This window comes from Streptomyces sp. NPDC045470 (genome assembly GCF_040646595.1).
Classification (GTDB): domain Bacteria; phylum Actinomycetota; class Actinomycetes; order Streptomycetales; family Streptomycetaceae; genus Streptomyces.
In genome coordinates, this window is the sequence record NZ_JBEZAN010000005.1 from 159756 (window position 1) to 185833 (window position 26078).

Annotated in this window: 24 protein-coding genes and 1 pseudogene; 8 read left to right on the forward strand and 17 right to left on the reverse strand. The window is 71.8% G+C overall.

Translation table 11 applies throughout. The features are described from left to right. The first annotated feature begins 143 nt into the window (after positions 1-143). Genes AB0A97_RS18065 through AB0A97_RS18075 form a run of 3 tightly spaced genes read left to right on the forward strand, consistent with a single transcriptional unit; the run spans position 144 to position 1595 of the window. Positions 144-836: a hypothetical protein gene (locus tag AB0A97_RS18065; protein WP_361150536.1), complete on the forward strand. Its 693-nt coding sequence runs from the start codon at positions 144-146 to the stop codon at positions 834-836. Positions 837-867: 31 nt separating this feature from the next. Beyond that, complete coding sequence (locus AB0A97_RS18070) at positions 868-1365, forward strand: DUF2975 domain-containing protein (RefSeq protein WP_361150538.1); 498 nt, start codon at positions 868-870, stop codon at positions 1363-1365. Further along, positions 1365-1595 (forward strand): helix-turn-helix transcriptional regulator, encoded by a 231-nt coding sequence (locus AB0A97_RS18075; protein WP_361150540.1) that lies wholly within the window; start codon positions 1365-1367, stop codon positions 1593-1595. The genes AB0A97_RS18070 and AB0A97_RS18075 overlap by 1 nt, the downstream gene beginning before the upstream one ends. A gap of 94 nt (positions 1596-1689) precedes the next feature. Here the strand turns inward: AB0A97_RS18075 and AB0A97_RS18080 are convergent, their stop codons facing one another. Then, a complete protein-coding gene (locus AB0A97_RS18080) occupies positions 1690-3000 on the reverse strand; it encodes a phytase (protein ID WP_361150542.1) in 1311 nt (436 codons plus the stop codon). 362 nt (positions 3001-3362) lie between these two features. On the opposite strand from AB0A97_RS18080, the gene AB0A97_RS18085 reads away from it, so the two are divergent. Next, positions 3363-3599: a hypothetical protein gene (locus tag AB0A97_RS18085; RefSeq protein ID WP_361150545.1), complete on the forward strand. Its 237-nt coding sequence runs from the start codon at positions 3363-3365 to the stop codon at positions 3597-3599. Between the two features lie 121 nt (positions 3600-3720). Here the strand turns inward: AB0A97_RS18085 and AB0A97_RS18090 are convergent, their stop codons facing one another. Next, positions 3721-4902, reverse strand: coding sequence for a PP2C family protein-serine/threonine phosphatase (locus AB0A97_RS18090; protein WP_361150547.1), 1182 nt, complete (start codon positions 4900-4902; stop codon positions 3721-3723). Positions 4903-4983: 81 nt separating this feature from the next. Between AB0A97_RS18090 and AB0A97_RS18095 the strand changes: the two genes are divergently transcribed. Together AB0A97_RS18095 and AB0A97_RS18100 are read left to right on the forward strand one after the other, a co-directional pair. Then, the gene (locus tag AB0A97_RS18095; RefSeq protein WP_031000248.1) at positions 4984-5526 is read left to right on the forward strand and encodes a MarR family transcriptional regulator; all 543 of its coding nucleotides are present in this window, start codon (positions 4984-4986) and stop codon (positions 5524-5526) included. Positions 5527-5788: 262 nt separating this feature from the next. Next, entirely contained in the window at positions 5789-6127 is a 339-nt protein-coding gene (locus AB0A97_RS18100; RefSeq protein ID WP_361151078.1) for an STAS domain-containing protein, read from the forward strand. A 74-nt stretch (positions 6128-6201) separates the two neighbouring features. Here AB0A97_RS18100 and AB0A97_RS18105 read toward each other — a convergent pair whose 3' ends face one another. After that, complete coding sequence (locus AB0A97_RS18105) at positions 6202-6627, reverse strand: SRPBCC family protein (RefSeq protein ID WP_361150550.1); 426 nt, start codon at positions 6625-6627, stop codon at positions 6202-6204. 322 nt (positions 6628-6949) lie between these two features. Between AB0A97_RS18105 and AB0A97_RS18110 the strand changes: the two genes are divergently transcribed. Beyond that, entirely contained in the window at positions 6950-7387 is a 438-nt protein-coding gene (locus AB0A97_RS18110; RefSeq protein WP_361150552.1) for an ATP-binding protein, read from the forward strand. Here AB0A97_RS18110 and AB0A97_RS18115 read toward each other — a convergent pair. The 5 genes and pseudogenes from AB0A97_RS18115 to AB0A97_RS18135 form a co-directional block, all read right to left on the reverse strand. Further along, positions 7379-8242 (reverse strand): annotated as a pseudogene (locus AB0A97_RS18115) (PP2C family protein-serine/threonine phosphatase); the annotation flags it as partial. The gene AB0A97_RS18110 and the pseudogene AB0A97_RS18115 sit on opposite strands and share 9 nt — an antisense overlap. Before the next feature lie 878 nt (positions 8243-9120). Further along, entirely contained in the window at positions 9121-10122 is a 1002-nt protein-coding gene (locus AB0A97_RS18120; RefSeq protein ID WP_361150554.1) for a SpoIIE family protein phosphatase, read from the reverse strand. A gap of 11 nt (positions 10123-10133) precedes the next feature. Then, positions 10134-10622 carry an ATP-binding protein gene (locus tag AB0A97_RS18125; protein WP_361150557.1) on the reverse strand — a complete coding sequence of 163 codons (489 nt, stop codon included), beginning with the start codon at positions 10620-10622 and terminating at the stop codon, positions 10134-10136. Continuing rightward, positions 10606-11016 carry an STAS domain-containing protein gene (locus AB0A97_RS18130; RefSeq protein ID WP_361150559.1) on the reverse strand — a complete coding sequence of 137 codons (411 nt, stop codon included), beginning with the start codon at positions 11014-11016 and terminating at the stop codon, positions 10606-10608. The genes AB0A97_RS18125 and AB0A97_RS18130 overlap by 17 nt, the downstream gene beginning before the upstream one ends. Continuing rightward, complete coding sequence (locus AB0A97_RS18135; protein ID WP_361150562.1) at positions 11013-11897, reverse strand: STAS domain-containing protein; 885 nt, start codon at positions 11895-11897, stop codon at positions 11013-11015. The genes AB0A97_RS18130 and AB0A97_RS18135 overlap by 4 nt, the downstream gene beginning before the upstream one ends. A 284-nt stretch (positions 11898-12181) precedes the next feature. Between AB0A97_RS18135 and AB0A97_RS18140 the strand changes: the two genes are divergently transcribed. Then, a complete protein-coding gene (locus AB0A97_RS18140) occupies positions 12182-13057 on the forward strand; it encodes an RNA polymerase sigma factor SigF (RefSeq protein ID WP_361151081.1) in 876 nt (291 codons plus the stop codon). A gap of 174 nt (positions 13058-13231) precedes the next feature. Here the strand turns inward: AB0A97_RS18140 and narI are convergent, their stop codons facing one another. The 9 genes from narI to AB0A97_RS18185 form a co-directional block, all read right to left on the reverse strand. Next, positions 13232-13942, reverse strand: coding sequence for a respiratory nitrate reductase subunit gamma (narI, locus tag AB0A97_RS18145; RefSeq protein WP_361150564.1), 711 nt, complete (start codon positions 13940-13942; stop codon positions 13232-13234). Continuing rightward, the gene (gene narJ / locus AB0A97_RS18150; protein WP_361150566.1) at positions 13939-14553 is read right to left on the reverse strand and encodes a nitrate reductase molybdenum cofactor assembly chaperone; all 615 of its coding nucleotides are present in this window, start codon (positions 14551-14553) and stop codon (positions 13939-13941) included. Before narJ ends, narI begins: the two co-directional genes overlap by 4 nt. After that, entirely contained in the window at positions 14550-16151 is a 1602-nt protein-coding gene (narH, locus tag AB0A97_RS18155; RefSeq protein WP_361150568.1) for a nitrate reductase subunit beta, read from the reverse strand. Before narH ends, narJ begins: the two co-directional genes overlap by 4 nt. Further along, positions 16151-19894, reverse strand: a complete 3744-nt coding sequence (locus AB0A97_RS18160) for a nitrate reductase subunit alpha (RefSeq protein WP_361150570.1) — start codon at positions 19892-19894, stop codon at positions 16151-16153. The genes narH and AB0A97_RS18160 overlap by 1 nt, the downstream gene beginning before the upstream one ends. A 718-nt stretch (positions 19895-20612) precedes the next feature. Next, positions 20613-21245, reverse strand: coding sequence for an acetoacetate decarboxylase family protein (locus AB0A97_RS18165; RefSeq protein WP_361150573.1), 633 nt, complete (start codon positions 21243-21245; stop codon positions 20613-20615). 120 nt (positions 21246-21365) lie between these two features. After that, positions 21366-22466, reverse strand: coding sequence for a PLP-dependent aminotransferase family protein (locus tag AB0A97_RS18170; RefSeq protein ID WP_361150575.1), 1101 nt, complete (start codon positions 22464-22466; stop codon positions 21366-21368). A 173-nt stretch (positions 22467-22639) separates the two neighbouring features. Beyond that, positions 22640-23800: an alpha-hydroxy acid oxidase gene (locus AB0A97_RS18175; RefSeq protein WP_361150578.1), complete on the reverse strand. Its 1161-nt coding sequence runs from the start codon at positions 23798-23800 to the stop codon at positions 22640-22642. Positions 23801-23875: 75 nt separating this feature from the next. Next, positions 23876-24643 (reverse strand): TSUP family transporter, encoded by a 768-nt coding sequence (locus AB0A97_RS18180; RefSeq protein ID WP_361150581.1) that lies wholly within the window; start codon positions 24641-24643, stop codon positions 23876-23878. Between the two features lie 86 nt (positions 24644-24729). Continuing rightward, on the reverse strand, positions 24730-25719 hold the full coding sequence (locus AB0A97_RS18185) for a TauD/TfdA family dioxygenase (RefSeq protein WP_361150584.1): 990 nt from the start codon (positions 25717-25719) through the stop codon (positions 24730-24732). Positions 25720-26078 lie beyond the last annotated feature (359 nt).

Genomic DNA, 26078 nt, shown 5'->3' on the forward strand with positions numbered 1-26078 from the left:
TGCCTTTTCGGCCGGGTGCGCGGCGGGCGCGTACCGGCTGCGTCCGGGATGCGTCGATGCTCGGCCCAGCCGGGCAGACTTCCGGCCTACACCGTCTGAACACGTGCTGTACGGGGGTGCCGGTGGGGCGCAACAAGGATTTCATGACGGCTCTGCTCATGGCGCGCAAGGCGCTCTCCCATGAGGTCGCGGGGCTGAGCCGGCGTCTGGACGACGTCCGGAGCGAGGTGGCGCTGCTGCGCCGGGAAGTCGCCGACGTACGGCAGTTGATCACCGAGACCACGGAGCCGGCCGAGGTGACGGAGACCGAGTGGGCCGACCCGGACCTGGCCGACACCGGGCAGGAGCCCCCCTTCCCTCCCCTCGCGGACGACGACGATGACGAGGGCGATGAGGAATCGGACGCGGGCGCGGTCGCGGACGAGGAGGGCGTCTTCGTCGACGCGGCCGACACCGCCCCCGGCCGCCATGAGACGCAGGAGGACGTCGATCACGGCGTGCTGCTCCTGAAGGCGGCTCAGACCGGGCCGCTCGCCCTGATCTGCCATCGGGAGGCGTGGGAGTTCCTCGCCGCCCGCGCCGCCGACGAGGAGCACTTCCGCTCCGCGTACGAGCTGACGGACGAGGGCGACGGGCGGGTACGGGCCATGCTGTCCGGCCGCTCCGTCATCGGCGCGCTGATCGCCCTGCGCCGTACCCGTGACGCCAGTCATCTGGACGGCACTTGGGCTCTGGCGAGTGTCTTCTACTCCCGTATCGCCGAGAGTCTGCGGGCCGCGGCCCGGGACGGCAAGCAACCGCCGACCGTCCTCCTGGACGATGGCGCCACCGATTGATTTTCGATAGGCGCCCATCGATAATCGATAGATGCACCGTTACTTCATCGCCATACTCCGTGCGGGCATCGCCGCCGCCATCCTGTTCGGCCTCTTCGGGCAGGCCGTGGTCATTCCGACGACGGCAGCCGAGGAGGTCGACCGTTTCCCGCCGTACGCCGCGTTCGCCACGCCCTACGTGATGGTGGCGATCGCCGGGGTCGCCTGTGTGCAGGTCGCGCTCGTCGCCGTCTGGATGCTGCTGACCATGGTCGAACGCGACGCCATCTTCACGACGCGTGCCTTCCGTTGGGTCGACACCATCATCGGCGCCGCGGTCGTGGCGACGCTGCTGGCGGCGGGCGTCACCGTGCACCTCGGCCTGGCCGAGATCCCCGCGCCCGACGACGGCATGGACATCGTCGGCGCCCTGGCCGCCGCGACCGTGGCCGTCGGCGTGGGAGCGGCGTTCGCCATGCTCGTCGTCGTCATGCGGAGCCTGCTGCGCAAGGCGACCGATCTGCAGAGCGAGATGGCCGAGGTGGTCTGATGGCGATCATCGTCGAACTCGACGGCCAGCTCGCCCGGCGCAACCTGTCCGTCGGCGAATTCGCCGACGCCGTGGGCATCACACCCGCCAACATCGCCGTACTGAAGAACGGCCGCGCCAAGGCCGTACGGTTCACGACGCTGGACGCGATCTGCCGCACCCTGGGCTGTCAGCCCGGCGACGTACTGCGGTGGGTGCCGGACGAGGAGGCGGCGGACGAGCGGGGCTGACGGCGGGGGCCGCTGTGTCCGCCGGGGGTGAAGGCCGTTGCCGGAGCCCGGTCCGGGGCCCGCCCCGGAGGCCGTCGCCCCGCCCGGTCACGGGTCAGTCGTCCACGGCCTTCAGGACATCCCGGAGGTCGACGAACTTGAAGCCGGTCGAGGGGCGTTCGGCGTCCCCGGGAGTGTCGTGGCCGTCCTGGACGACGAGCAGGCCCTTCGGGTACTTCGCGCCGAGCGGCGCCGCCAGTGCGGCGGCGCCGTCGCACTCCTCCGAGCCGTCGAGGGCCGCCGAGGCCGCGGTGACGCGGAAGCCGCCCTCGTACTCGTTGTGGTCGGACAGCTCGCGGTCGTAGGCCACGAAGGTGTTGTCGCCCTGACTGGACGCCAGCAGGTAGCCGTCGCCGCCGGACTGGGTGACCAGCGTCAGGCCCTCCACGTCGGCCGTCAGCCGCTTGCCGCCGTAGCCCGGGTCGGCGCCCGCGACGCACTCCTCGGTCGCCTCGTCGTACGTGGCCGGGACACCGTACTCGCGGACCTTGTCGACGAGCTCCGGCGTGCCGGTCAGGTCGGCGCGCAGCCGCCAGATGCCGACGTCCTCCTGGCCCGCGTACAGCGTGCCGTTGTCCGGATCGACCACCATGCCCTCGACCTGCGGCAGTTCACCGGGCTCGGCGCAGGGGGACCACGACTTCCCGTTCGGGAGGCGGAAGGCGGCGGGCAGGTCCAGGGTGCGGACCTTGCGGTAGCCGACCGTGCCGCCGGAGCCGGGGACGAGTTCCACCAGCGCGACGGTCGTCCGCTCGCGGCGGCTGACCAGCGCGTACGAGCGGCCGCTGGCCCTGTCGGTCCAGGTGGCGAGGCCGTACGCGGTCCGCTGCCCGTCGATCTCCTGCTGCGAGGTGGAGAAGACGGGCGGGGCCGCGGGGTCCGTCACGTCGGTGAGCGGGCCGTCGGCCCGGTCGCGGTCGATCCGGTAGAAGCGCAGCCGGTCGCTGCCGCGGTCGCTGGTCACCGCGAGGTCGGCGCGGCCCGTGGACAGCCGCAGGCCGGATATCAGGTCGACGTTGTTGAAGCGGCCCGGCGCGTGGCCCGGGCCGGGGGCGGCGGGCGCGGGCAGGGACTGCACCTGGCGCGCGTCGAGGTCGTAGACCCGCAGGCCGCCCTGTTTCGCCGTGGCGATCACCAGACTGCGGCCCGGGTCGGCCGAGTTGCGCCAGATCGCCGGGTCGTCCGCGTCGGCGTTGCCCCCGGCCGCGTCGTCGTGCAGGGACACGGTCTCGGCCCGCGGGGTGACGGCGGGCAGCGCGGCGGACGCGGCGGCCCCGGCGGGGGAGGGCACGGCCGTGACGGCGAGCGCCGCAAGTGCCGTGGCGAGCGCGAGCCTTGCCGTTCGGGCGCTGCGGGAGGTGGCCACGTGGAAGCTCCTTGGTGTCGGGAGGACGGGGAAGCACGGGGAGTCTGGAGCCCGTGGGTGACCAATTACCAGTGGGTAATGTGTCCGTCGTCCCTCCGGGACGTGAACGGCCGGAGCCGCACCGCTGCGCAGGGCCCACCGCAGGCCGCGGTGCGTCCGAGCGCGTGGCGCATCCGCAAGTGCACCCGTACGGATTCCGTGTCCGTGGCAAACGGTGCGACCACGGGCCGGACGGCGTTTCCCGCGGTGGGCCGGCTCGTTGGCGGGGGCGAGTCCTTTCGCGCGCTGGTCACCGACGAGTTGCCGGAAGGCTCACGCGCGTCCGGGGCGCTGGGTCCCGGCGCGAGGAGACCCGAGGAGGGATGACGACCATGCGACGGATCAGCTTGGTTCTGGCCGCGGCGGTTGCGACGGGCGGTGTGCTGTTCACCGGGGCGGCCGTCGAGGCGGCCGCGACGGTGCACCCCCAGGCGCAGAAGAGCGGTCCTCCGTTCCCGTACGCCGACTGCCTCAAGGAAGTGAAGAAGCAGTACAAGGGGAAGAAGGACCCGGTGGCCACGTGTGACGCCCTGGTGAAGAAGGGCTGGATCAAGAAGTAGGGCCGGTTCGGGGAGCAGGGCCCCGGGCCCGCCCCGGTGGTCCGCGGCACCGGGCCGCGCGCCGTGTGCGGCGCGGCCCGGTGCGCCGCCGGGAAACCGGCCCTCGGGAACCGGCCCCGTCTCACCGGCCCCGGTGCCCCGCCTTGCCGAACCAGTCGAGGCAGAGCACCAGCGCGTCGTCCATCGACTCGGCGTCGCGGTGTTCGGCCAGGTCGCGCAGGACGGCCCGGGGGACGCTGGCCGCGGGGAGCAGGCTGGTGGCGTGGATCGCGCGGGCGAGGGCGTGCTCGCCGTACTCCTCGCCGGGCGGCGAGACCGCCGCGTACACGCCGTCGCTGACGAAGAGGAGCCGGTCGCCGGGGAGCACCTGGAACTCCTGGGCCACGTACTGCGTCTCCTCGAACATACCGAGCGGAAGCTGCGGTTCGAGGGGGACGCGGTCGATGGTCCGGCCCCGGCGCCGCCAAAGCTGCGGCGAACCGGCGTCCACGACCTCCACCCGGCCGGTCGCGAGCCGGAAGCGGAGCAGCAGCGTCGAGACGTAGGCGGAGCCGCGGTACTGCCCGTAGAGGGCCTGGTCGGCGAGGGCCGCCTGGTCCGCGATGCCGATGCCCGCGCGGCGGGCGTTGCGCAGCGCGTTCACCGCGAGGTGGGAGAGTAGGGACGCTTCGATGCCGGTGCCCATGCCGTTGGTGACGGCGAGCGTCAGCTCGTCCGCGTCGGCGGCCCAGTCGTAGTTGTCGCCGTGGATCGCGTAGGCCGGCTCCAGTTGGGCGCCGATGGCGTACTCCTCGGCCACGCAGGCGCGCGCGGGCAGTAGCTGCCACTGCATCTCGGCGGCCAGGGTGAGCCGGGTCGTACGGCGGGCCCGCTGGTAGACGTCGGTGTCGCGCTCGGCGACGAAGATCTCGTGGCCGAGCAGATCCGCCGCGTGGGCCAGGTCGTCGGCGGCCCCGGGCAGGTTGCGGTCGCCGGGCAGCCGGACGGTCAGGATGCCGAGGCGTTCGCCGCGGACCGTCACCGGCAGGTGGTGGTCGACGGCGCCGTCCGGTCCGGCCTGCCGTTCGTGCCGTTCCTGGCTGCCGAAGGCGCGCCCCTCCGGTGTGTTGGAGATGGACAGCGCGGCTGTGGGGTCCTCGCCGAGCGAGGAGAACGGCCTGAGCACCGTACCGCCGTAGTCCGCGAGGAACAGATGCACGGCCGTGGCTCCGTAGGCCGCGGCGAGCGCTGCGCGCAGCGCGTCCACCAAGGCGTGCGGCGCCGCCGCGCGAACCGCTCTTTCGACATCACAGCTCAGGGTCACGGTCTCTCAAACATTCTTATTTCGGTGGATTCCGACATGGCCGGGCTGACGCGGGCGGCCGGAGGGTGACAGAGTGGTCGTGTGTCCCGTTTCCCCGGTCAGTCGTACCCACGCGAGCAGGTGACCGAGGCCACCCTTGCCGCCTCCGAGTTGCTGGAGGTCCTGTGGGGCCGCGGTCAGGAGACGGCACGCTCGGCGCAGGTCTCGCCGTCCCAGTTGCGGGCGCTGCTGGTGATCGAGGAACACGAGGGTACTAACCTGCGGGCCCTCGCCGACGAACTTGGCTCGCGGCCGCCCGCGGTGAGTCGCCTCTGTGACCGCCTGGAGGCCATGGGGCTGGCCGAGCGATGTCAGAGCGCGACGAGCCGGCGGGAGGTGGAGCTGCGGCTGAGTCTGCGCGGGCGGGCCTTCCTGGAGGAGTACCGGGCGGCGCGTACCGGCGAGGTCGCGGCCATCGTGGCGCGGATGGATCCGGCGCAGGTCGCCGATCTGGCGTCGGGACTGGCCGCGTTCCGCAGGGCGGCGGCCCTGCACCGTACGGCCAAGGAGGCGAAGGACGCCAAGGACGGCCGCCCGGTCACCGGGCGCCGCACGTTCGGCGCGGACAGCGCGGACACCGCGTGAAGTCATTCAGGCCCCGCTTCTCGATCCGAAGTCACTCCGGGCAGAGCCGTGTTGCTCAGTGACGGGGACAAGATTGTTGCCTTTCTGGAATATTGTCAAACGGCAACAATCCCTTCTATTGTTGATCATCCGATCCGGCCGGACAGCAGTCCGGATCCGGCCACCGATCCCGTAACCGCCGAGGATGACCGTGCAGTCACAGTCCAGCCCAGACCGGCCGACACAGGTCGTGGTGCGGGAGGGCCACCGTGCCGGGGACGCGGTGGTCGTCACCGTCACCGGGCCGCTCGACATCGACACCGTGGCACCACTGGAAGACGCCCTCCGCGCGGCGGGCGTCGACGCGGACGGGGCCGGGCCGGCCGGAGGCGATCCGCGTCCGGTCGTCGTCGACCTGTCCCAGGTGGACTTCGCGGACTCCACGACCGTCAACGTGCTGTTGCAGCAGCACGCCGCCCTGGGCACCCGGCTGCGCCTGGCCGCCCCGTCGCCCGGACTGCGCCGCCTCTTCGAGCTGACCGGTCTCGACGGGGTGCTGCCGCTGTACGAGACGGTGCGGGAGGCGGCGGCCGCCGACGGCGTGGCCGGCGCGGGGGCGTAACCGGGGCGGGGACGTGGCCGGCGCGGGGGAGCGGAGCCGTACGCGCCGCCGGGCGGCTGCCGGGCCCGCCCGGTTCAGCCTGCCGCCGCGGTCTCCGCGAGTTTCCGGAATTCCCCGAGGTCGTAGTTGGCGAGGGTGGAATCCAGGTTGGTCAGGGCACCCAGTTGCTCCACAAAACCTTCCGGTGAGTACTCTATTTGCAGCGTGACACGGCTTGAGGTGTCACTGAGCCGGTGGAAGGTGACGACGCCCGCGTGATGGACGCCCGCTGTCGTTTTCCAGGCGATGCGGTCCTGTGGTTTCACTTCTGTGAGTTCCGCCACGAAATCCTTGTCCGCGCCCGGCAGCGAGAGCTGCCAGACGAAATGCGTGGCGTCCAGGCGCTCGACCCGCCGCACATGGCTCAGGAACTTCGGCCAGTGCGTGACGTCCGACCACAGCGCCCAGCTCACCGCGACGGGAGCCTTGATGTCCACACTCTCCAGCAGCGAGGACGACATGGCGTATTCCTCCTTGATCTCATGAGCGGTCAGGTACGGAAGGGGCGGACACCTCGCCGCACGGCCGCGCACGGCCGTGTCCGCGGGTGTCCGGTGCTCCCGGCCGGTCCTGTCGTGAGCCGGTCCGAGATTGCCCTGGTACCCCGGGCCGGACGGGGTACGCGGTCTGTGGGGTAGCGCTTACGAGTAGCCCGCCGGGGTCGGTGAAACACCCACGGGGAACGTACGGTTCCCTGGACATGGGGGTGGATTGCGTCGTTCTCCGGCGGGAAAGCTGCCTACTTGTACGCCTTACGGACCAACGGGAAACGAGGTGAGCCCGATGAGCAGCGCCACGGCCCCGCACAGGGTTTCCGCTGCGCCCCCTCTGGTGGTGACGCTGGAGAACACCCCCGAAGCGGCAGCCGTCGCACGGGACGTGGCAGTCGACTTCCTGAAAGGTCTGGGACCGCCGCCGGGCCGGGACGCGTCCGACGCCGTCGTGCTGATCGTCTCCGAGCTGGTCACCAACGCCGTCCGGCACACCCTCACCCACACCTGCACGCTGCGTCTGACGGCCGCCCCCGGCACCGTCACGGTGGCCGTGGCCGACGCCAGCCCCCACCCGCCGTGTGAGCGCAACCCGGACGTACGCGGCGAGGGCGGCGGTTTCGGATGGCCGATGGTCCGCCGCCTCGCCGTCTCCACCTCGGTGGAGACCTCTCCCCAGGGCAAGACCGTCAGCGCCGTCGTCGCCCGGGAGGGCAAGCGCTCAGCGTGAGCGCGGTGACAGCCGGACGGCCAGGGCGAGCGTGTCGTCGGAGTGCAGGATGACGGTGTGCATGTCCTCGGCGATGGCGCCGGGGATCTCCTGGACGGGCCGGTCGCGGTGCCGCCGCGCGCTCTCGGCCAGCCGCTGTTCGCCCTCCCTGGGGTCCCGGCGGCTCTCGGTCAGTCCGTCGGTGTACAGGACGAGCAGGTCTCCCTCGTCCAGCTTCGCGTGCAGCAGCCGCTCGCTGCCGGGGAACGGGTAGCCCACCCCCCGCCCCCGGACCTCCAGATACTCTTCCCCGCCGGTGGCCCGCACGACCAGAGCCGGCGGATGACTTCCGTTGGCGAGCAGCAGATCCCCGCCGGCCGGGTCGATCCGGGCCAGCAGCACCGTGGCCATCAGCTCCGGGTCGAACGGAGCGAGGATCTCGTCCGTCCGGGCCACGATGGACTTCAACGGGTGGCCTTCCAGAGCGAGGGTCCGTACGGCGTGCGTGACGTTCAGCGCACTGCGCGTACTGCGTACGCCGTGTCCGAGCGCGTCGACGACGGTGATGTGCACCGTCCCGTCCGGCAGCGTGAACCAGTCGTAGAAGTCCCCGCCGGTGGGGGCGTCGGTACCGGCCGGCGCGTAGTGGACGGCGACCTCCAGCCCGTCCACCGCGATCGGCGGCGGGCGCAGCGCGTCCTCCAGCTCGCGCAGGATGTGGCCGTGGGCCGTGCGCAGTTGTTCGTCGCGCTCCTCCAGCTGTACGTAGAGCGCCAGTACCCCGCTGTTCGTCTCGGCCAGCTCGTGCGTCAGCCGGCGTTGGTCGGCGGCGAGGGAGTCCACCCGGGCCAGCGCGACCCGCAGTTCCTCCTCCAGGAGGCGGTTCTCGGTGGCCGGATCGGTCGCCGTGCCGTCCCCGTTGCCGTCGGAGGCGCCCGTCGGCAGGGGCGCGGGGCCGCTGTCGCGCCGCCGGCCGCTGCCGCCCTTCGTCGCGTCGTCCGGCCCGCGTCCCGAGGGGATGCGGACTTCCGGTGTCCCGGCCGGGAGCGGTACGCGCCAGGTGGCCGCGTCGGGTGACACCTCGGCGGGGAGCAGCAGGGTGGCGTCGGCGGGCGGGGCGAGCACGGGGGCGGGAGTGCGCAGGGTGACGGCGAGGAAACCGGATGCGGCAGCGGCGGAGGGGCCGGCCGGGGCGTTCGCGGCGGGTGGGACGGCGGCACCCTCGGGGACGCCCGAGGCATCTGAGGCACCCGAGGCACCTGAGACGCCCGAGACATCCCGGGCAGCAGCCGACGTGGCGCCCTCGTCGCCCGAGCGGGCCCGGGGAACCCTGGCAGCGGGCCCGGCTCCGGTCCCGCCTCCGGCCTCGGCGCCGGCCTTGTTCCCGGCCCCGGCCCCGCGTCCCTCCCGGGAACCCCCGTCGCCGGAAGCGCGGCCGCGGGAAGCACCGCAGCGGGAACCGTCACCCGGCCCCTCGGCGTCTTGAGGACCGACCGCACCACCGGCGGCGCTCCCCGGCGCCCCACCGGGACCGCGGGAGTCCGCGTCTGAGGGACCGCCCGAGGAGGAACGATCCGTCGCACACGTACGGGACGACTCCAGCGTGACCCCGTACCCGGCCTGTATCACCGAGTCCGCCAACGCGCTCACGGACAGTACGAGGCGCGCCCGGGTCTCGACGGGCAGGGCGTTGGCCGCGCCCAGCCGGCGTACGGCGTGGCGCAGCGGCGGCAGCGCATGGAAAGTGTGGCGTCTCACGAGAGTCTCTGGTGAAGGTTGGCGGTCAGTACGGTCGCGTCGTCCCGGCTGCGGCGGTGGCCGTGCACGAGGGCCGTGGCCAGCAGTGGCGCGGGCAGACGCAGGAGGAAGGGGTCCGGGTCGTACGCCCAGCGGTGGTCGATGCCGTCGGTGTGCAGGAGGGCGGTCAGGCGCGGCTCCCACGGGATCTCGCGGACCAGCGGCTGCGGCATCTCCAGCCCCGCCACGCCGGGCTGTCCGGTGACGCGGTTCCGGATGTCCTGCTGCGAGAGCGTCAGACACCGGACGTTGCCGACGCCGCAGTACTGGGCGCGTCCGGCGTGCAGCCGCAGCAGTCCGACGGCCGCGCCCCGGCTGCGCCGCAGCGCGCGGTGGACGGTGGTCAGCAGACCGGGCAGCGGCTGGTCCGGCACCCTGGCGAAGGTGCGCAGCGCGAGCTGCGCCGCCTCGGCGGCCTCGGGGCCGTGCCCGAGGCCGTCGACCACGATCGCGGTCAGCCCCTGCTCGGTCTCGGCGACCGCGCACGCGTCGCCGCTGGCCTCCTCGCCTGCGGCGGGCAGGCAGACGGCGCCGATCGCCCGGCGCCCGGCGTCCACGTCCTCGGGCGGCGTCAGCCGGGCACAGGCCACGGTGCCGCCGGGCTCGCGGGTACGGACGGTGAAGCTGGTCGCTATGCGGTTGACGCCGCCCATGCCGGCGCCGAGCGTCTCGGTCGTCGTGTATCCGTCGGCCAGGCAGCGCTGGAACTCTCCCATTCCCGGCCCCCGGTCCGCGGCGATGATCTCCACGCCGGCGCCCAGCGGCAGGGCCTGGACGTACAGTGCCCCGTCGACCGCGTGCTTGGCGAGGTTGCTGCCCAGTTCGGACGCGATCACCGCGGCCTGGTCGGGCAGCGCCCCCTGGAGCCCGCAGCGCTGGGCGACCGACCGCGCGGTCTGCGCGGCCAGGTGCACGGCGCTGTAGTGGTCGACGGGGATGTACGCCGTCGGGTGAACCACGAGGGGCAGGGTCAACGGTCGGCCCACCGCGTCGCGGTCACGGTCGTACCGCCACCCTCCCGGGTGCGGATCTCGAACTCGTCCATCAGGCGCTGCGCACCGCCCAGCCCGTGTCCGAGACCCGCGCCGGTGGTGTAGCCGTCGGTGAGCGCCGCGTCGATGTCGGCGATGCCGGGGCCGGCGTCGCCGACGGTCAGCCGCAGGCCCACCGCCCCGGGGCGGGTCGGGTACTCGATCCTGATCGTGCCGCCACCTCCGTGGACGTAGGCGTTACGGGCCAGCTCGCTGGCGGCCGTGACCACCCGTGTCTGGTCGACGATGCTGAAACCCACCGTGAGGGTGGCGTCACGCACCGCGTGCCGGATCGCGAGCAGGTCCTGCTCGCTGCGCACGTGCAGCACCGTGGGCTCGGTCGGCAGACCGGCCTGCTCCGTACTGTCACCGCTCAGCGTGGTGGTACCGGTGAAGCCGGTACCACTGTATTCACCGGGTCCCGTCATGTGGTGCCTCTCCTGAGGGACGGGGACTCCGATGCCAGCCCAGGGCCGCCATGCCGTGTTCCGTATTCAGGGCGGTCTCTACTCCGGCAAGGCGCAGTCCCAGTTCGGCCAGGGTCATGGCCACCGGCGGACGCATACCCGCGACGATCACCCGGGCACCCAGCAGCCGCGCCATGGTGGTGAGTTCCATCAGCGTGCGCGCCACGAACGAGTCGATGATCTCCAGGCGGGAGATGTCGATGAGCACGCCGCGGGCCCGGTCGGCCGTGATGCGGGTGGTCAGCTCCTCCGTGAAGGCCACCACCGTGGCGTCGTCCAGCTCGTTGAGCAACCCGGTGACCAGGACGTCACCGAGCCTGAGGATGGGCACTCCGGCCGTGGGCCGGGCGTTCATCGCTTCTCCTGCACGCCCGTGGACGTATGGGCGGACGCCTCGTCGGTGAGTTTGACGGCGGCGGCCAGCGCGTCGGCGAGGGTGGTGCGGGTCAGGATGGTCGACAGGTCGATGCCGAGCTGGGCTATGGTCTGCGCGATGGACGGCCGGATGCCGCTGATCACACAGTCCGCGCCCATCAGCCGTACCGCGTTGACGGTCTGCATCAGGTGCTGGGCGACCGCGGTGTCCACGGTCGGCACGCCGGTGATGTCGATGATGGCGACCAGTGCCTCGTGCTGCTGGATGGCCTCCAGGAGGTTCTCCATCACCACTTGGGTACGGGTGGTGTCGAGCGTGCCGATCAGCGGTACGGCCAGCACCTGGCGCCACAGCCGGACGACCGGTGTGGACACCTCCAGGAGCTGGCGGCTCTGCCGTCGGATGATCTCCTCGCGGCCTTCCACGTACGTCTCGAAGGAGAGCGTGCCGGCGCGGTCCAGCAGCCGGTTTATCAGTACGGCGGTGACGAACAGCTCCTCCGAGTCCCGGGTCTGGCGCTGCACCGCCTCCAGGAGGGCTTCCTTGAGCGAGAGGACGGCCAGCGAGGTGACGGTCGGCATGGCGCCGTTCCGTGCCCTGCGCATGGAGAGATCGATCACGGCCTGGCGCAGCGGCCGGTCGGTGGCCACCACCCGGTTCACCGGGGCGTCGCTCTCCAGTCCCCGCAGGAGGGCGCCCAGCAAGACGTCCGCCTCCTCCCGCAGTTCGCTCTCGTTGACGATGTCGCGCATCTCGTCCTGCGCCAGCTGCAACTGCACCCAGCGGTCGGAGACGGTGTCGGACTCTGCGCGCAGCGTGCCGATGACACGCTCGCGTGCCGCGGCCTCGGTGAAACTCAACCCATGGTCCTTTCTCGGTGGTTGGTGGGAGCACAAGCGCGCATGGTGTGCTGCCCGTGCGGTGCGTATTCAACCGCACGCGATCTTCGATTGCCGTATGGCAAATGTTACCGAGAGCGGGCAACGGCACAGCGGCCGGACCACCCCTGCCGCTTCCCCTGACCCTGTCCGGTCGGCCGTCCGTCACCCCCATGAGCAACTGTTTCCCACTGGCAAGGGTTGAACACCTAAGACTAGGGCAGGTGCACCTGACCGTACGTACTGTGAAGGGTGAAGACGTGACCATGCTTGCCGTGCAGGACAGCGCAGCGAAGACGGTGAAGGCGGAGCGGGCGCCGCAGGCGCCCGAACTGCCCCGCGTCACGGACGCGACCAAGGTGGCTCCCCGGGACGCCCGGGCACTGTCGAAGCTGTTCCTCACCCGGCTGGCCGAGCTGGAGGAGGGGACGGCCGAGTACCAGTACGCGCGCAACACCCTCATCGAGATGAATCTCTCACTGGTGCGGTTCGCCGCCTCCCGCTTCCGCGGCCGGGGGCAGGACCTCGGGCACGCGGAAGACATCATCCAGGTCGGGACCATCGGACTGATCAAGGCGATCGACCGGTTCGACCTCTCGCGCGAGGTCGAGTTCTCCACCTTCGCCGTCCCGTACATCGTGGGTGAGATCAAGCGCTTCTTCCGTGATTCCACCTGGGCCGTGCACGTCCCCCGTCGGGTCCAGGAACTGCGGGTCGAGCTGTCCAGGGCGGGTGAGAAGCTCGCCGCCGACCTGGGCCGCGAACCCACCGTCGCCGAACTGGCCGCCCACCTGAAGATCGCCGAGGACGAGGTCGTCGACGCGATCGCCGCCAGCAACGGCTACACGGCGGGCTCGCTGGACGGCACCGGCGACGGTTCCGGCGCGGCCGGTGAGAGCCGCGCCATCGCCGACGTCATGGGCGACGACGACCCGGCGATGGAGCTGGTCGAGAACCTGAACGCGCTCGCCCCGCTCCTGCACGAGCTGGACGACCGGCGGCGCCGCATCATCGAGATGCGCTTCGTCCAGGAGATGACGCAGGCTCAGATCGGCGCCGAGCTGGGCATCTCGCAGATGCACGTCTCGCGGCTGCTCGCCCGGACCCTGGACCAGTTGCGGAAGGGGATGCTGGACCAGTAGCCGTACGCCGGCGGGCCGGTGACGCCGCCCGGCGCCCTGCGTCCGGCGCGGGGTACCGGCAGGCGGGTCGTGCCGCAATGGGGGTGAAAAGCCTCATTGTGAACGGTGTACCCACTGCGTCCCCACCGAACCGATGTATCCGCCCCGGTGCGCTTCGGACAACTGTCCACCCCCTCACCGGCGGACGCGCCCGGCGCCGTTCCCCCGCGCACCGCGCGACCGGTAGACGACGTACGGGCGGAACAGATGACCGACGGGCGCGGTGAAGGCGTGGACGAGACGGCTGAAGGGCCACAGCGCGAACAGCGCCAGGCCCAGCAGGGCGTGCAGTTGGTAGACCAGCGGCGCGTGCGCCATGACCGGCACGTCGGGGCTGAAGGTGAACAGCGAGCGGAACCAGACGGAGACGCCCTGCCGGTAGTCGTACGGATGGTCGCTCGTGGTCGTGGCGGTGGCGGCCAGCCCGGCGACCAGGGTTGCGACGAGCAGCGGGTGCAGAACGCGGTCGGTACGCAGGGTGGCGGCACGCACCGCGGGGACACGGAGCCGCCGGTAGATCAGCACGGCCAGGCCGGCCGTGGTGACCAGCCCGGCCACACCACCGACCGCGAGGGCGTTGGCGTGGTAGAGCCACTCGTGGATGTGGACGCGTTCGGTGAACGTCTCGGGGATCAGCAGGCCGGTGAGATGACCCGCGACGACGAACAGCAGTCCGTAGTGGAACAGCGGCGAGCCGATGCGCAGCAGCGTGCTCTCGTGCAACTGGCTGGAGCGGCTGGTGAAGCCGAAACGGTCGTAGCGGTATCGCCAGGCGGTGCCCGCGACGAGCAGGGTCGTGACGAGGTAGGGCAGCACGCCCCACAGCGCGGTGTGCAGGGGGTTCACCGGCGGGCTCCTCGGGGTTCGGAGCCGGGGAACGGGTCCAGGCCCACGGTCTCCACGGGTGGGGGCCCGGTACGGGCCAGGCGGCGGGCGGCGGCCCGGTCGGCGGGGCGCGGGCCGGGCAGCGTGCGGCAGACGGCGTCGAGGACGTCGCCGTACGGGCTGCGGTGGTTCTCCAGGGCGAGGCGCAGCAGTTCCAGCGCGGCCCGGTGCTCGTGCAGCAGGGCGCGGCCGGCCGCCGGGACGCGGGCGGCGAATTCCAGCATCAGGGGAAGGTGGTCGGGCAGTTCGTCCGGGGCCGGCTGCCAGCCCTCGGCGTGGTAACGCGCCTTGATCCGGGCGAGGGTGGCGCCGCGCCGCCGGGTGTCGCCGTCGGTGTAGTACGTCAGATGCAGGGTCCGGCGGGGGCTGCGGTCGAAGGTGGTGACGTACTGCGCGGCGAGGGCCAGCGTCGGCACGTCCTGGACGCGGGCGCAGAACCGCAGCAGGAGAGTGGCCGCTCCGCCCGTCTCCGGCCGCAGGGCGGCGCGGACGATCCGGTGCCGGGCGGGCCAGTCGGGCCCGGGGTAGGACAGGAGCAGGGACGCGGCCTGGTGGACGAGTGGGGCGTTCACGACTCTCCTCGCCGGCGGGGGAAGAGGCCGGCGGGGCGGCCGCGGCCGTTCCAGTTCAGGAGGTTCACCCGGTCCCGCAGCGAGGTGCCCGCGTGTTCCGCCCGGGGCGGCGCGGCGGGCGGGGCGTGGAAGCCTTCCGGGTCGTACATGCCGGGCGCTCCCGCGCCCTCCAGGCTGCAGCCGGTGTCCGCGGCGTCGGGGCCGGTGACGGCGTAGCCGGTGGGGATGACGTAGCGCTCCTCGTACTTGGCCACGGCCAGCAGCCGGTACATGGCTTCCAGTGACGCGGCGGTCATGCCCGCCGAGGCGGCGATCGCCGGGTCCTGCTCCTCGCCGAGGTTCGCGCGCCGCATGTGCGCACGCATCGCGGCCAGCCGGCACAGGGCCGCCTCCACCGGTGCCGTGTCTCCCGCCGTGAACAGGTGGGCCAGGTACTCCTGCGGAATCCGCAGCGCGTCGATGGCGGCGAACAGTTTGGCCGGATCCTCACCGTCGTGCCCGGTGGCGGTCAGCGACTCCACCACCGGGGACAGCGGGGGCACGTACCAGACCATGGGCAGGGTGCGGTACTCCGGGTGCAGCGGCAACGCCACCCGGTAGGTACTGATCAGCGCGTACACCGGTGAGTTGCGGGCCGCGGTGACCCAGGCGTGCGGGATGCCGGCGGCTTCGGCGGCGCGGGCGACCTCGGGGTCGGACGGGTCGAGGAAGCAGGAGAGCTGGGCCTCGTACAGATCCCGCTCGTCGGGGGTGGCGGCGGCCTCGCCGACCCGGTCGGCGTCGTAGAGGATGACGCCGAGGTAGCGCAGCCGCCCCACGCACGTCTCGGAGCACACGGTGGGCTCGCCCGCTTCCAGACGCGGATAGCACAGGGTGCACTTCTCGGCCTTGCCGGTACGGTGGTTGAAGTAGACCTTCTTGTACGGGCAGCCGGTCACACACATCCGCCAGCCGCGGCAGCGGTCCTGGTCGACCAGGACGATGCCGTCCTCGATGCGCTTGTAGAGGGCGCCGGACGGGCACACGGCCACGCACGACGGATTGAGGCAGTGCTCGCAGATCCGCGGCAGGTAGAACATGAACGCCTGCTCGTACTCCAGGCGCACCTGTTCGCTCATCTTCTTCAGCACGGGGTCACCGGCGAGGTGCGCGGGCCCGCCCCCGAGGTCGTCGTCCCAGTTGGGGCCGCCGGTGACGGCGGTGGGCCGGCCGTCGGTCAGGGAGCGGGGCGGCGCGGTGGGCACGTGGTCGCCGAGCGGCGCGTCGGTCAGGATGCCGTAGTCGTACGTCCACGGCTGGTAGTACGCGTCCAGTGTGGGCAGCCGGGGGTTGGCGAACAGCCGGGCCAGGCGGCGGGCCCGGCCGCCGCTGCGCGGCACCAGCCGGCCGTGCTTGCGCTGCCAGCCGCCCTGCCAGACGTCCTGGTCCTCGTAGGCGCGCGGGTAGCCCTGGCCGGGCCGGGTCTCGACGTTGTTGAACCACACGTACTCGGTGCCGGAACGATTGGTCCAGGTCTGCTTGCAGGTGACCGAGCAGGTGTGGCAGCCGATGCACTTGTCGAGGTTCATGACCATCGCGATCTGCGCCATGACGCGCATCAGTAGCTGACCTCCTGGGATCGGCGGCGGATGGTGGTGACCGCGTCGCGCTGATTGCCGGTGGGACCGTAGTAGTTGGGGGCGAAGGAGAGCTGGGCGTGGCCGCCGATGAGGTGGGTGGGCTTGATCAGCAGCCGGGTCAGTGCGTTGTGGACCCCGCCGCGCCGCCCGGTGGTCTGCGACAGCGGCACGTTCACCAGGCGCTCCTGCACGTGGTACATGAACACCGTGCCGGGCGGCATCCGGTGCGAGACGACTGCCCGGGCGACGACCACGCCGTTGGCGTTGACCGCCTCGATCCAGTCGTTGTCCGCCACGCCGACGGCCTCGGCGTCCGCCACGCTCATCCAGATCACCGGGCCGCCGCGGGCGAGGGTCTGCATGAGCAGGTTCTCCTGGTACTCGGAGTGGATGGACCACTTGGAGTGCGGCGTCACGTAGCGCACCGTCACCGAACGCTCCGCCGAGGCGGCGGGACGCGGCTGTTCACCGAGCGCGGCCAGGTCCAACGGCGGCCGGTAGACGGGAAGTTGCTCGCCGAACTCGGCGATCCACGGGTGGTCGAGGTAGAAATGCTGACGGCCGGTGAGGGTGTGCCAGGGCTTGCGGTGCTCGGTGTTGATCGTGAACGGCGCGTACCGGCGCTCCGGGCCCTCCTTGCCCGACCACTCGAAACTCGCCGACACCTGCACCGGACGGGCCTGGGTGTCGGCGAAGACGACGCGCCGCTCGGCGACCGAGGCGGCCAGTTCCTCCAGGCCGCGACCGGAGCCGCAGCGCCCGGCGAGCGCGCGGAATCCCTCGGCGGCCAGCCGGCCGTTGGTGGTGCCGGACAGGGCGAGGATCGCCTCGCACAGCTTCACGTCGGTGTCGAGCAGCGGCCGGCCGCGCGCCGTGCCGTCGGCCGCCGTACCGCAGCGCTTGGCGAGCCAGTCCGTCTCCGGACCGGCCTGTACGGTGACGCCCTTGACGGTCATGCCCTGTTCCCGTGGCAGCGGGCCGAGGGCCGCCAGCCGGTCGGCGATCGCGGTGTAGTCCCGCTCCACGAGCGTGTAGCGCGGCGCCGTCGGCCCCGGGGGCGGCGCCTCACCGGCCGCCGTGTCGTGCTGGAGGGCCGTGGCCACCAGGTCGCAGGCTGTGTCCAGGTGCCCGGCGGCCAGCCGGCCGACTTCCCGGGCGAGCCCGTGGAAGATCTCGAAGTCGGTACGGGCCTGCCAGGGCGGGCTGATCGCGGGCGAGAAGGCGTGCACGTACGGGTGCATGTCCGTGCTCGACAGGTCGTGCTTCTCGTACCAGGTCGCGGCCGGCAGTACGAGATCGGCGAACAAGGTCGTGGACGTCATACGGAAGTCCAGCGCCAGCAGCAGGTCGAGCTTGCCGCGCGGCGCCTCCTCGCGCCAGGTGACATCCCGCGGGCGGGCCTCCGGCGGTACCTCCTGCGCGCTCGCGTCGTCGTCGGCGCCCAGCAGGTGTCCCAGGAAGTACTCGTTGCCCTTCGCCGAGGACCCGATCAGGTTGGCCCGCCACACCGTCAGCACCCGCGGCCAGTTGGCCGGCGCGTCCGGGTCCTCGCAGGCGAAGGAGAGCCGGCCGGCGTCCAGCTCGTCCGCGGCCCACCGGCCGGGGTCGGCGCCGGACTCGCGGACCCGCCGCCCGAGGTCCAGCGGATTGGCGTCGAAGGTGGGGTACGACGGCATCCACCCCCGGCGGGCCGAGCGGGCCACCAGGTCGGCGGTGTGCTGCCCGGCGAACAGGCCCCGGCCGGCCGGGGAGGCGAGCGCGTCGGCCGGGGCCCGGTCGTACCGCCACTGGCCGGTGTGCAGGTACCAGTACGGCGTACCGGCCATCTGCCGGGACGGGCGCACCCAGTCGGCGGCCGTGGACAACTGCTGCCAGCCCGCGTAAGGCCGCACCTTCTCCTGGCCCACGTAGTGGGCCCAGCCGCCGCCGTTGACGCCCTGACACCCCGTGAGCAGCAGCAGGGACAGGAACGACCGGTAGATGGTGTCCGAGTGGAACCAGTGGTTGGTGCCCGCCCCCATCACGATCATGCAGCGGCCCCGGGTCTGCTCCGCCGTCCGCGCGAACTCCCGCGCCGCCCGCACCGCGGCCCGCGCCGGCACCGACGTGAGGGTCTCCTGCCATGCCGGAGTGCACGGCACGTCCGCGTCCTCGTACGAGCCGGGCCACTGCCCGCCCAGACCGGCGCGCCCCACCCCGTACTGCGCCAGCAGCAGGTCGAAGACCGTGGTCACCAGCCGCCCGCCCACACGCAGGGCCGGAACCTCCCGCTCCAGCGTGCCCCGCTCCTGATCGAAGCGCGGCAGCACCACCCGCGCCACGGTCGCGTCCGGCCGCCCGTACAGGCTCAGCCGCGGATCGACCTCGCCCAGGTCCAGGTTCCAGCGCCCTTCGCCGCCCGCGCGCCAGCGGTCGCCCAGCGTCCCGGCCGGTACGACGGGGTCGCCCGTGACCGCGTCGACGAGGACGGGCATCCAGCGCCTGGCCTCCGCGTCGGCGTCCGGGGCCAGCCCGGCGTCCCGCGCCGTGAGGAACGGGCCCGGCACCACCCGGGCCGCTGCGCACGTCACCCCTTCCGCACCCGACCCGCCTGCCGCTCCCTTCCTTCCCTCCCCATCCGTCTCTCCCGCCCCGTGCTCCTCCAACTCCTCCAGCCCGACGAGGAACGGCAGGTCCGTGAACCGCTTCACGTAGTCGGTGAAGTACGGCACCTGCCGGTCCACGAAGCACTCGCGCAGGATCACATGGCCCATCGCCATCGCCAGCGCCCCGTCCGTGCCCGGATGCGGGTGCAGCCACTCGTCGGCGAACTTCGTCGCGTCCGCGTAGTCGGGGGAGACGACCACGACCTTCTGGCCGCGGTAGCGGGCCTCGGCCATCCAGTGGGCGTCCGGCGTCCGGGTCACCGGCACGTTGGAGCCCCACAGCATCAGGTACGCCGCGTCCCACCAGTCACCCGACTCCGGAACGTCGGTCTGGTCACCGAAGACCTGCGGCGAGGCGATCGGCAGGTCCGCGTACCAGTCGTAGAACGAGAGCATCGGCGCGCCGATCAGCGACATGAACCGGGCACCGACCGCGTGCGAGGCCATCGACATCGCCGGGATCGGGGAAAATCCCGCGATGCGGTCGGGGCCGTGCGCCCGCAGGGTGTGCACATGGGCGGCGGCCGCGATCTCCAGCGCCTCGTCCCAGCCGATCCGCACCAGCCCGCCCTTGCCGCGCGCCCGCTGGTAGCGCCGTCGCCGCTCCGGGTCGCCGGTGATCTCCGCCCAGGCCGCCACCGGGTCGCCGAGCCGGTCCCGCGCCTCCCGGTACATCTCCACCAGCACGCCGCGCGCGTACGGGTGGCGCACCCGGGTGGGGGAGTACGTGTACCAGGAGAAGGACGCGCCGCGCGGGCAGCCCCGGGGCTCGTACTCCGGGCGGTCCGGACCCGTCGTCGGATAGTCCGTCGCCTGTGTCTCCCAGGTGATGAGCCCGTCCTTGACAAACACCTGCCAGGAACAGGAGCCCGTGCAATTCACCCCGTGAGTGGAACGCACCACCTTGTCGTGGGCCCACCGTTCCCGGTAAGGCGCGTCATTCACTCCCTGATCCGTACGGAAAACCGCCCGTCCGTCCGCCGAAACCGGCGCCCGGCTCAGCAGCCGGCCGGCCGCCATGAGCCGTTCGGCCGCGTCCGCCGCGGCACGTTCGGCCTTTGCCCTGCCACGCCACATACGAGGGCTCCTCCCGGGGCCGTGTGGCGGACTCGCTCGGCACGCCACTCCACGAAACGCCCCCAGATTCCTCCCGCGCCGGGCGGAAACAGGGGCACTTTTTCGCCAGTTGGCCAGGTCTGGAAGTTATTTTCCCCGTGCTTTGCCGTGGTTGCCGCAGGGATACCTGAATGACACGTTCTCGCGTTCGAAAAATGAGGCGAAGGGTGCGCGAGGGCCGGTTACGGCTGCTGATCCCCGGCCGCTCCGGGAGCGCCCGCCCGACGGAGCCGTACGCACCATGCCGCCGTTGTCCAGGGGCGTCACGTGACGGTCCTGCCGTCGGCCGTCGGTCCGCCGGTGCCGCGCGGGCGACCTTTCCGCGTGTCCATTCACCGGTACGCAGCAGCGTTTCGGCGGGGTGCCGGGGCCGGACGGGGTGTCTGGGCTGTGCATGGCGTCGTGCGCCGTCCCGGGCCGGGGAAACGGCTTCGCCGACGTCGTGAACAAGACTCCGGCCGGAGTCGGAGGCGGGGCGGAGATGGTCGTACTCCTGAGTTCCGGTCTCCATTACGCATAGGGCGGCCCGCGCGGTGCCGCCTTTCCTTCTGCGCCGCCGGCCGCTTTCTCTCCATTCCTCGAACGGCCGTCCGAGGTTGATTGCCGGTAGCTGTAAACCTTTGCCGTGTCGCGCCGGAGCCGTCCTTCCGCCGCCGGACCAGCGGGTGAATTCGGTGTTTCAGGCGGCCGGCGGAACGGGGTGGAGTGCGGGGGCGGGCATGAGCATGGTGAAGGACGCGGCGCGGAAACCGGGGCGGGCGCCGCGGTGACGAAGTGCGGGCAGCCTCGCCGGCCACTCCTCCACGCGTACCGAAGCGGCCCCCGGGCGAGCCGTGAACCGTGCGGTGAGGACCGTCCGCGCCCCGTCGAGGGTCCCGAAGCCGGTCATCGGCAAGGGGACTCGGGGGAGCGACGGACCTCTGGCCGACAGGCGCAGCGCGGCGACGAGCCCCTGCCCGTCGGTCACCCGGACCCGCGACCCCTCCCAGCGGAACTCCGCCAGTTGCTTGGGCACTCCCCAGATGCGGCGCCCGCCCCGCAGCGACTGCTCGTCGTCGACCCAGATCCAGTGCACGTACAGACCGGCCCGCCGGCCGCGCCGAGCGGGCGTCCCCACGATCAGCTCGTCGTAGCGGAGGGTCCCCGAGCGGTACCGGATCACGAACACGGCCAGCGAACGGGCCGTCAGGGCAGAGAGGTCCGGGGGGAGGGGCGGGGCCGCGCCCGTGGCGAAGAGACCACCCCACAGGTGGCCTCTCATGCGCCAGGGCGGCGGCGGGTACGGACCCGGCGCGGCGCCGGTACCGGTCACGTCAGCTCTCGTCTCCTCCCGGGCCGGGGCGGTCGGTTCCCAGGGTACGAGACCACCTTCGAGGAGACGGTGTCCGTGCCGGAGGTGGGGGCGCCGGTGTCGTTGACCGGTATCCGCGGGTCAGCCTTTGGACGCCACCGCGGCCAGCCGCTCGATGCCGGCGGCGAACTCGTCCGGCTCGAAGGACTGGAACGGCAGCCGCAGGAAGACCGTGCCCTCCGGCGGCGCGGCGTCGCCCGGGTAGAAGCCCGAACCCCGGGTCAGCTTCAGACTTTCGGCGGCCGCGGCCTTGAGGAACGTGGCCTCGTCCGTGGCGACGGGCAGGTGCACACTCACGTAGTAGCCGCCGTGCGGTACGGCAAGGAGCGCGTCCTCGCCCAGCAGTTCGCGGACGGCCTTGACCGCACCGTCGTGCCGGGGCCCGAGCAGTTCCCGGGTGCCCGCCACGTTCTCCTGGGCCAGGCCCGCTTCCAGGGCCCGCGCGGCGACCGCCTGGAGCAGCGGGGCGGGCGAGAGGTACGTGCCCTCGGCGAGCGCGGCCAGGGCACCGAGCGTCTCGGGCGCGCCGATGACGTACCCCACGCGCAGGCCGGGGCTGAGGATCTTGCTCAGCGACCCCATCGTGAGTACCCGCCCGGCCGGCGCGAGCTCCAAGAAGCCGGCCGGAGCCTGGCCGCCGTACCGCAGCTCCCGGTAGGGGATGTCCTCCAGGATGAGGAAGTCGTGGGTCTCGGCGAGCTGCACCAGGCGGCGGCGCTTGTCCTCGCTCATGGTGACGCCGCTCGGGTTCTGGAAGTCCGGGATGACGTAGACGAGCGCCGGGACGCGCGTCGCCAGCCGGGCTTCGAGGGCGTCCAGGTCGAGGCCGTCGTGCCGGAGGGTGATGCCGGAGACCCGGCCGCCGTGCCGCTCGAAGATCTGCACCGCGCGGTCGTAGGTGGGAGCCTCCACGTACACGTCCTTGCGGTCGCCCGCCAGGAGGTGCGCGGCGAGCAGGTCCAGTGCCTGGAGGGAACCGTTGGTGACGAAGATCTGGTCGGCACCGACCGAGTGGAAGGCCGCGAGCTGCTCGCGCAGGGCCGCGTCCCCCGTGTGGTTGCCGATCGGCGCGTACTGGAACACCCGGTCCTCGCTGTCCCGCAGGACGGCGGCGGTGTGCTCGGCGAGCTGCCGCGAGGGGATCGCTTCCTGCGGGGGGATGCCGCGCGAGAAGTGGAACATGCGTGGGTCTCCGTTCTCGGAAAGTCGTCGTGCGGATACGTCGTGCGGGTACGGCGTGCAGGCACGTCATACGGGTACGGCGTGCGGTACGGATGGGGCCCTTCGTACGGATGGGGCTCTCCGTACGGGTGGGGCTCTGGGTACGGGGCGGAGCGGGCGGTGGTGCGGGGCCGTCAGGCCGCTCCGGCCGCCGCCCCGGTGCCGGCCTTGGCCACGAAGTGCGGCCCCAGCTCGGCGACCTCGGCCGCGCCGAGCTGCCGGAGGGTGTCCTCGATCTCCCGGCGCAGCAGCCGCAGCACCGCTTCGACCCCTTCGCGCCCGGCGACGCTCAGGCCCCACAGGTACGGCCGTCCCAGGCAGACCGCGTCGGCGCCCAGCGCGAGGGCCTTGACGACATGCACGCCGGAGCGGATACCGCTGTCCATCAGGACGGCGCACCGGCCGTCGACCTCGGCCGCGACCTCGCTCAGTGCGACCACAGCGGGCACCGCCCCGTCCAACTGCCGTCCGCCGTGGTTGGAGACGATGACGCCGTCCGCGCCGCTGTCCAGGCAGCGGCGGGCGTCGTCGGCCCGCAGTACGCCCTTGACCAGGAGGGGGAGCCGGGTCCTGGCCCGGATCCACAGCAGGTCCTCCCAGCTCAGCGACAACCGGTCGATGCGGGCGCCGGCCGGTACCTCGCCCTCCAGGATGCCGAGCGCGCGCAGCGTCCCGAAGTCCACGTGTCCGGGCGTGGCGAAGCCGGCGCGCTGGGCGTGCACCCGCAGTGCGGCGTGACTGGCGTCCACGGTGACCACCAGGGCGGACGCGCCGGCGGTCTCGGCCATGTCGATCGTCGCGGCGATGTCGTCGCGCGACCGGTAGGCGTACAGCTGGAACCAGCCGGCCCGGCCGGACGCCTTGGCGATCTCCGGGAACGGGACGTGGCTGTCCGTGCTGACGACGGGGACGACGCCGGCCGCCTCGGCGGCGAGCGAGGTGGCGATCTCCGCGTCCTCGTGCAGCAGCCGCTGCGGGCTGGTCGGTGCGAGCAGGACGGGCATGGACATGTGGTGCCCGAGGACCGTCACGTCCGTGCGCGGTTCGGTCGTCGTACTGGCCAGGACGCGTGGTCGGAGCCAGATGTCGTCGAACGCCGCGATGTTGGCGCGTACGGTGCGATCGGTTCCGGCGCCGCCGGCGACATAGGCCCGGCAGCCCTGGTCGAGTACCGCGTCACTGGCGGCCTCGAAGTCCGGCAGGGTCAGTAGGTCAGCGAGATTCCGTACGGGGTCCATGGTGGCCTCCGGGCTCTCGTAGTGTGGGGTGTGGATGCGTTCTCGCGTGGTTCCCATCAGGTGCTGACGTGCAGGCGGTGCTGACGTGCTGACGTGCTGATGTGCAGGCGGTACTGATGTGCTGGCGGTGCCTCAGGCGAACTGGTCGAACGCCATCTTCGTCACCATGCCGATCACCACGAGCACCAGCACGGTACGGACGAAGCCGGAGCCCTTCTTCAGGGCCATGCGCGAACCGATCAGCGCGCCGGTCACATTGCCCACGGCCATCCCGAGCCCCAGCGCCCAGAGCACGTTCCCCTGGAGCGCGAAGACCAGCAGGGCGCCGAGGTTGGACGAGGCGTTGATGACCTTCGACATCGCCGCGCTCTCCAGGAACTGGGTGGCGAGCAGCGTGGTGAAGGAGATGATGAGGAAGGTGCCCACGCCGGGCCCGAAGAGCCCGTCGTAGAAACCGACCACACAGCCGCCGAGGAGCACCGCCACGACGCGTCGCCGCCGGGTCACCTCACGGGCCAGCGGCTGGGTGCCGAAGCTCGGCTTGAACGCCACGAACAGGGCGACCGAGATCAGCAGGACCATGATGACCGGGCGGAAGTACGCCGTGGGGACGGTGGCCGCCGACAGCGCGCCGAGCGCGCCGGCCGGTACCGCGCAGGCGGCGGCCGGTACGAGGATTTTCCGGTCCAGGGCCGTACGCCGCGCGTACATGTAAGCGGCCGTCGCGGTGCCGGTGATCGCGGCGATCTTGTTGGTGCCCAGGGCGGTGGCCGGCGGCAACTGCGGGAAACTGAGCAGCAGGACGGGGATGAGCAGCACCCCGCCCCCGCCGACCACCGCGTCCACCCACCCGGCGGCCACCGCGGCGGTGAGCAGCCCTATGACGTCTATGAAATCCAAGGTATTCCGGTCCTCAGTGCAAGGGTGCGCAGCCCTGGGCGATGACTGCACGGGCAGGACGAATCAAGTGCATCCCGGAGCGCGGCTCAGAGCACGCCCTGGATGTCCTCCATCGTCGGGATGACGCGCTGACGGGGCATCATGTGCTGCGTCCAGCCGAGGATGGAGCGTACGGAGTAGAAGCGGCGCAGCCAGCGGTCCCGGCCGTCGTACCGCGGGACGAACGCGCTGCGGCCGTGCGCCGCCACGTGGTTGTCGACCACGACGAGGTCGCCGGGCTCCAGCACGACGTTGTGGCAGACCGCTTCCAGAGCCTCGGCCAGCGCCTTCAGCGCCGCGGTCGCCTCGGCGCCGGCGGCGTGCGTGGTGTGCGAGTTGAAGCGCATGAACGGCCGGTCGTACGGCCCGAAGACGGCGGGGTGCGGGCCGGAACGGGGCACCGGGCCGGTCCTGCCCCGGGTGAAGGACGCCGGGTAGGAGCTGTAGAACTGCGGGGTGCGCAGGATCGCCACCTGCTCCTCGGTCAGGTGCCGGACGGCCTCGCGCACCGAGGCGACGCGGGTGGCGGCGACGCCCTCGTGGTCCTGGCGCAGGCACAGCAGGCCCAAATAGTCGGGGCGCAGCGGGTGGTGGACGTTCTCGGTGTGGAAGTCGAAGGCCACCGATCCGCTGTTCTCGATGCGCTTCTCCTCCCCGGGCACGGCGTGCACGTCGTGGATGAGCGCGCCGTCCTTCTCGTCCAGGTAGCCGACGAGCGAGCCGAGAAGGTCCGCCACGAGGGTCAGGGTGCCGTCGGTGGGGTGCCCCTGGAGGGCGCCGGAGTGATGGACGGTGGGGGTGTCGGGAAGGTCCCCGACGGTGACTCCGCGCAGCAGGAGGAATCCCGAGTCGGCACCGGCCTCGGCGAATTCGAGCAGGGCGGTGCGCACGGATTTCGGCAGATCGAGAAGTAGACCGGAAAGCGCCAGCGCAGATGCCTCCGAGGCGCCGGCGGCGAGCTGGGAGAGCCGCCAGAGCTTGTGTGTTTCGGCCTCGGACAGGCGGTAGGTCTGCTGTTCGGCGAGTGCGGGGGTCACCGTGTCTCCTTGTACTTGATTGCTGCGTTCGAGCTGCCTCTTCACGCCGCGAAAAGGCGCGAACCTGGTCGGCAAACAACAGAAAACATGCGCACGTGCAAATGGTGAACGGGTGGTGTCCGCTCGCTATGAGCTGAAAGGAGGGATTGGGCCGGAATTTGCACGTAACAGTAGAGACCGCATTTCCGGACTGTCAACGAAAGATTCCGGTCACCGGGATATGCGGCCGCACCGGCGTCGGCCGACCACGCTTGCCCGTACATGGCATGGTTGGGAAGGTACGCCGGATTTGTTCGATGCAGAGGTTGTAGAGGACGTGTGATGATCCTGTGATGGCGCCGGAACTGCGGTGAGGGCGT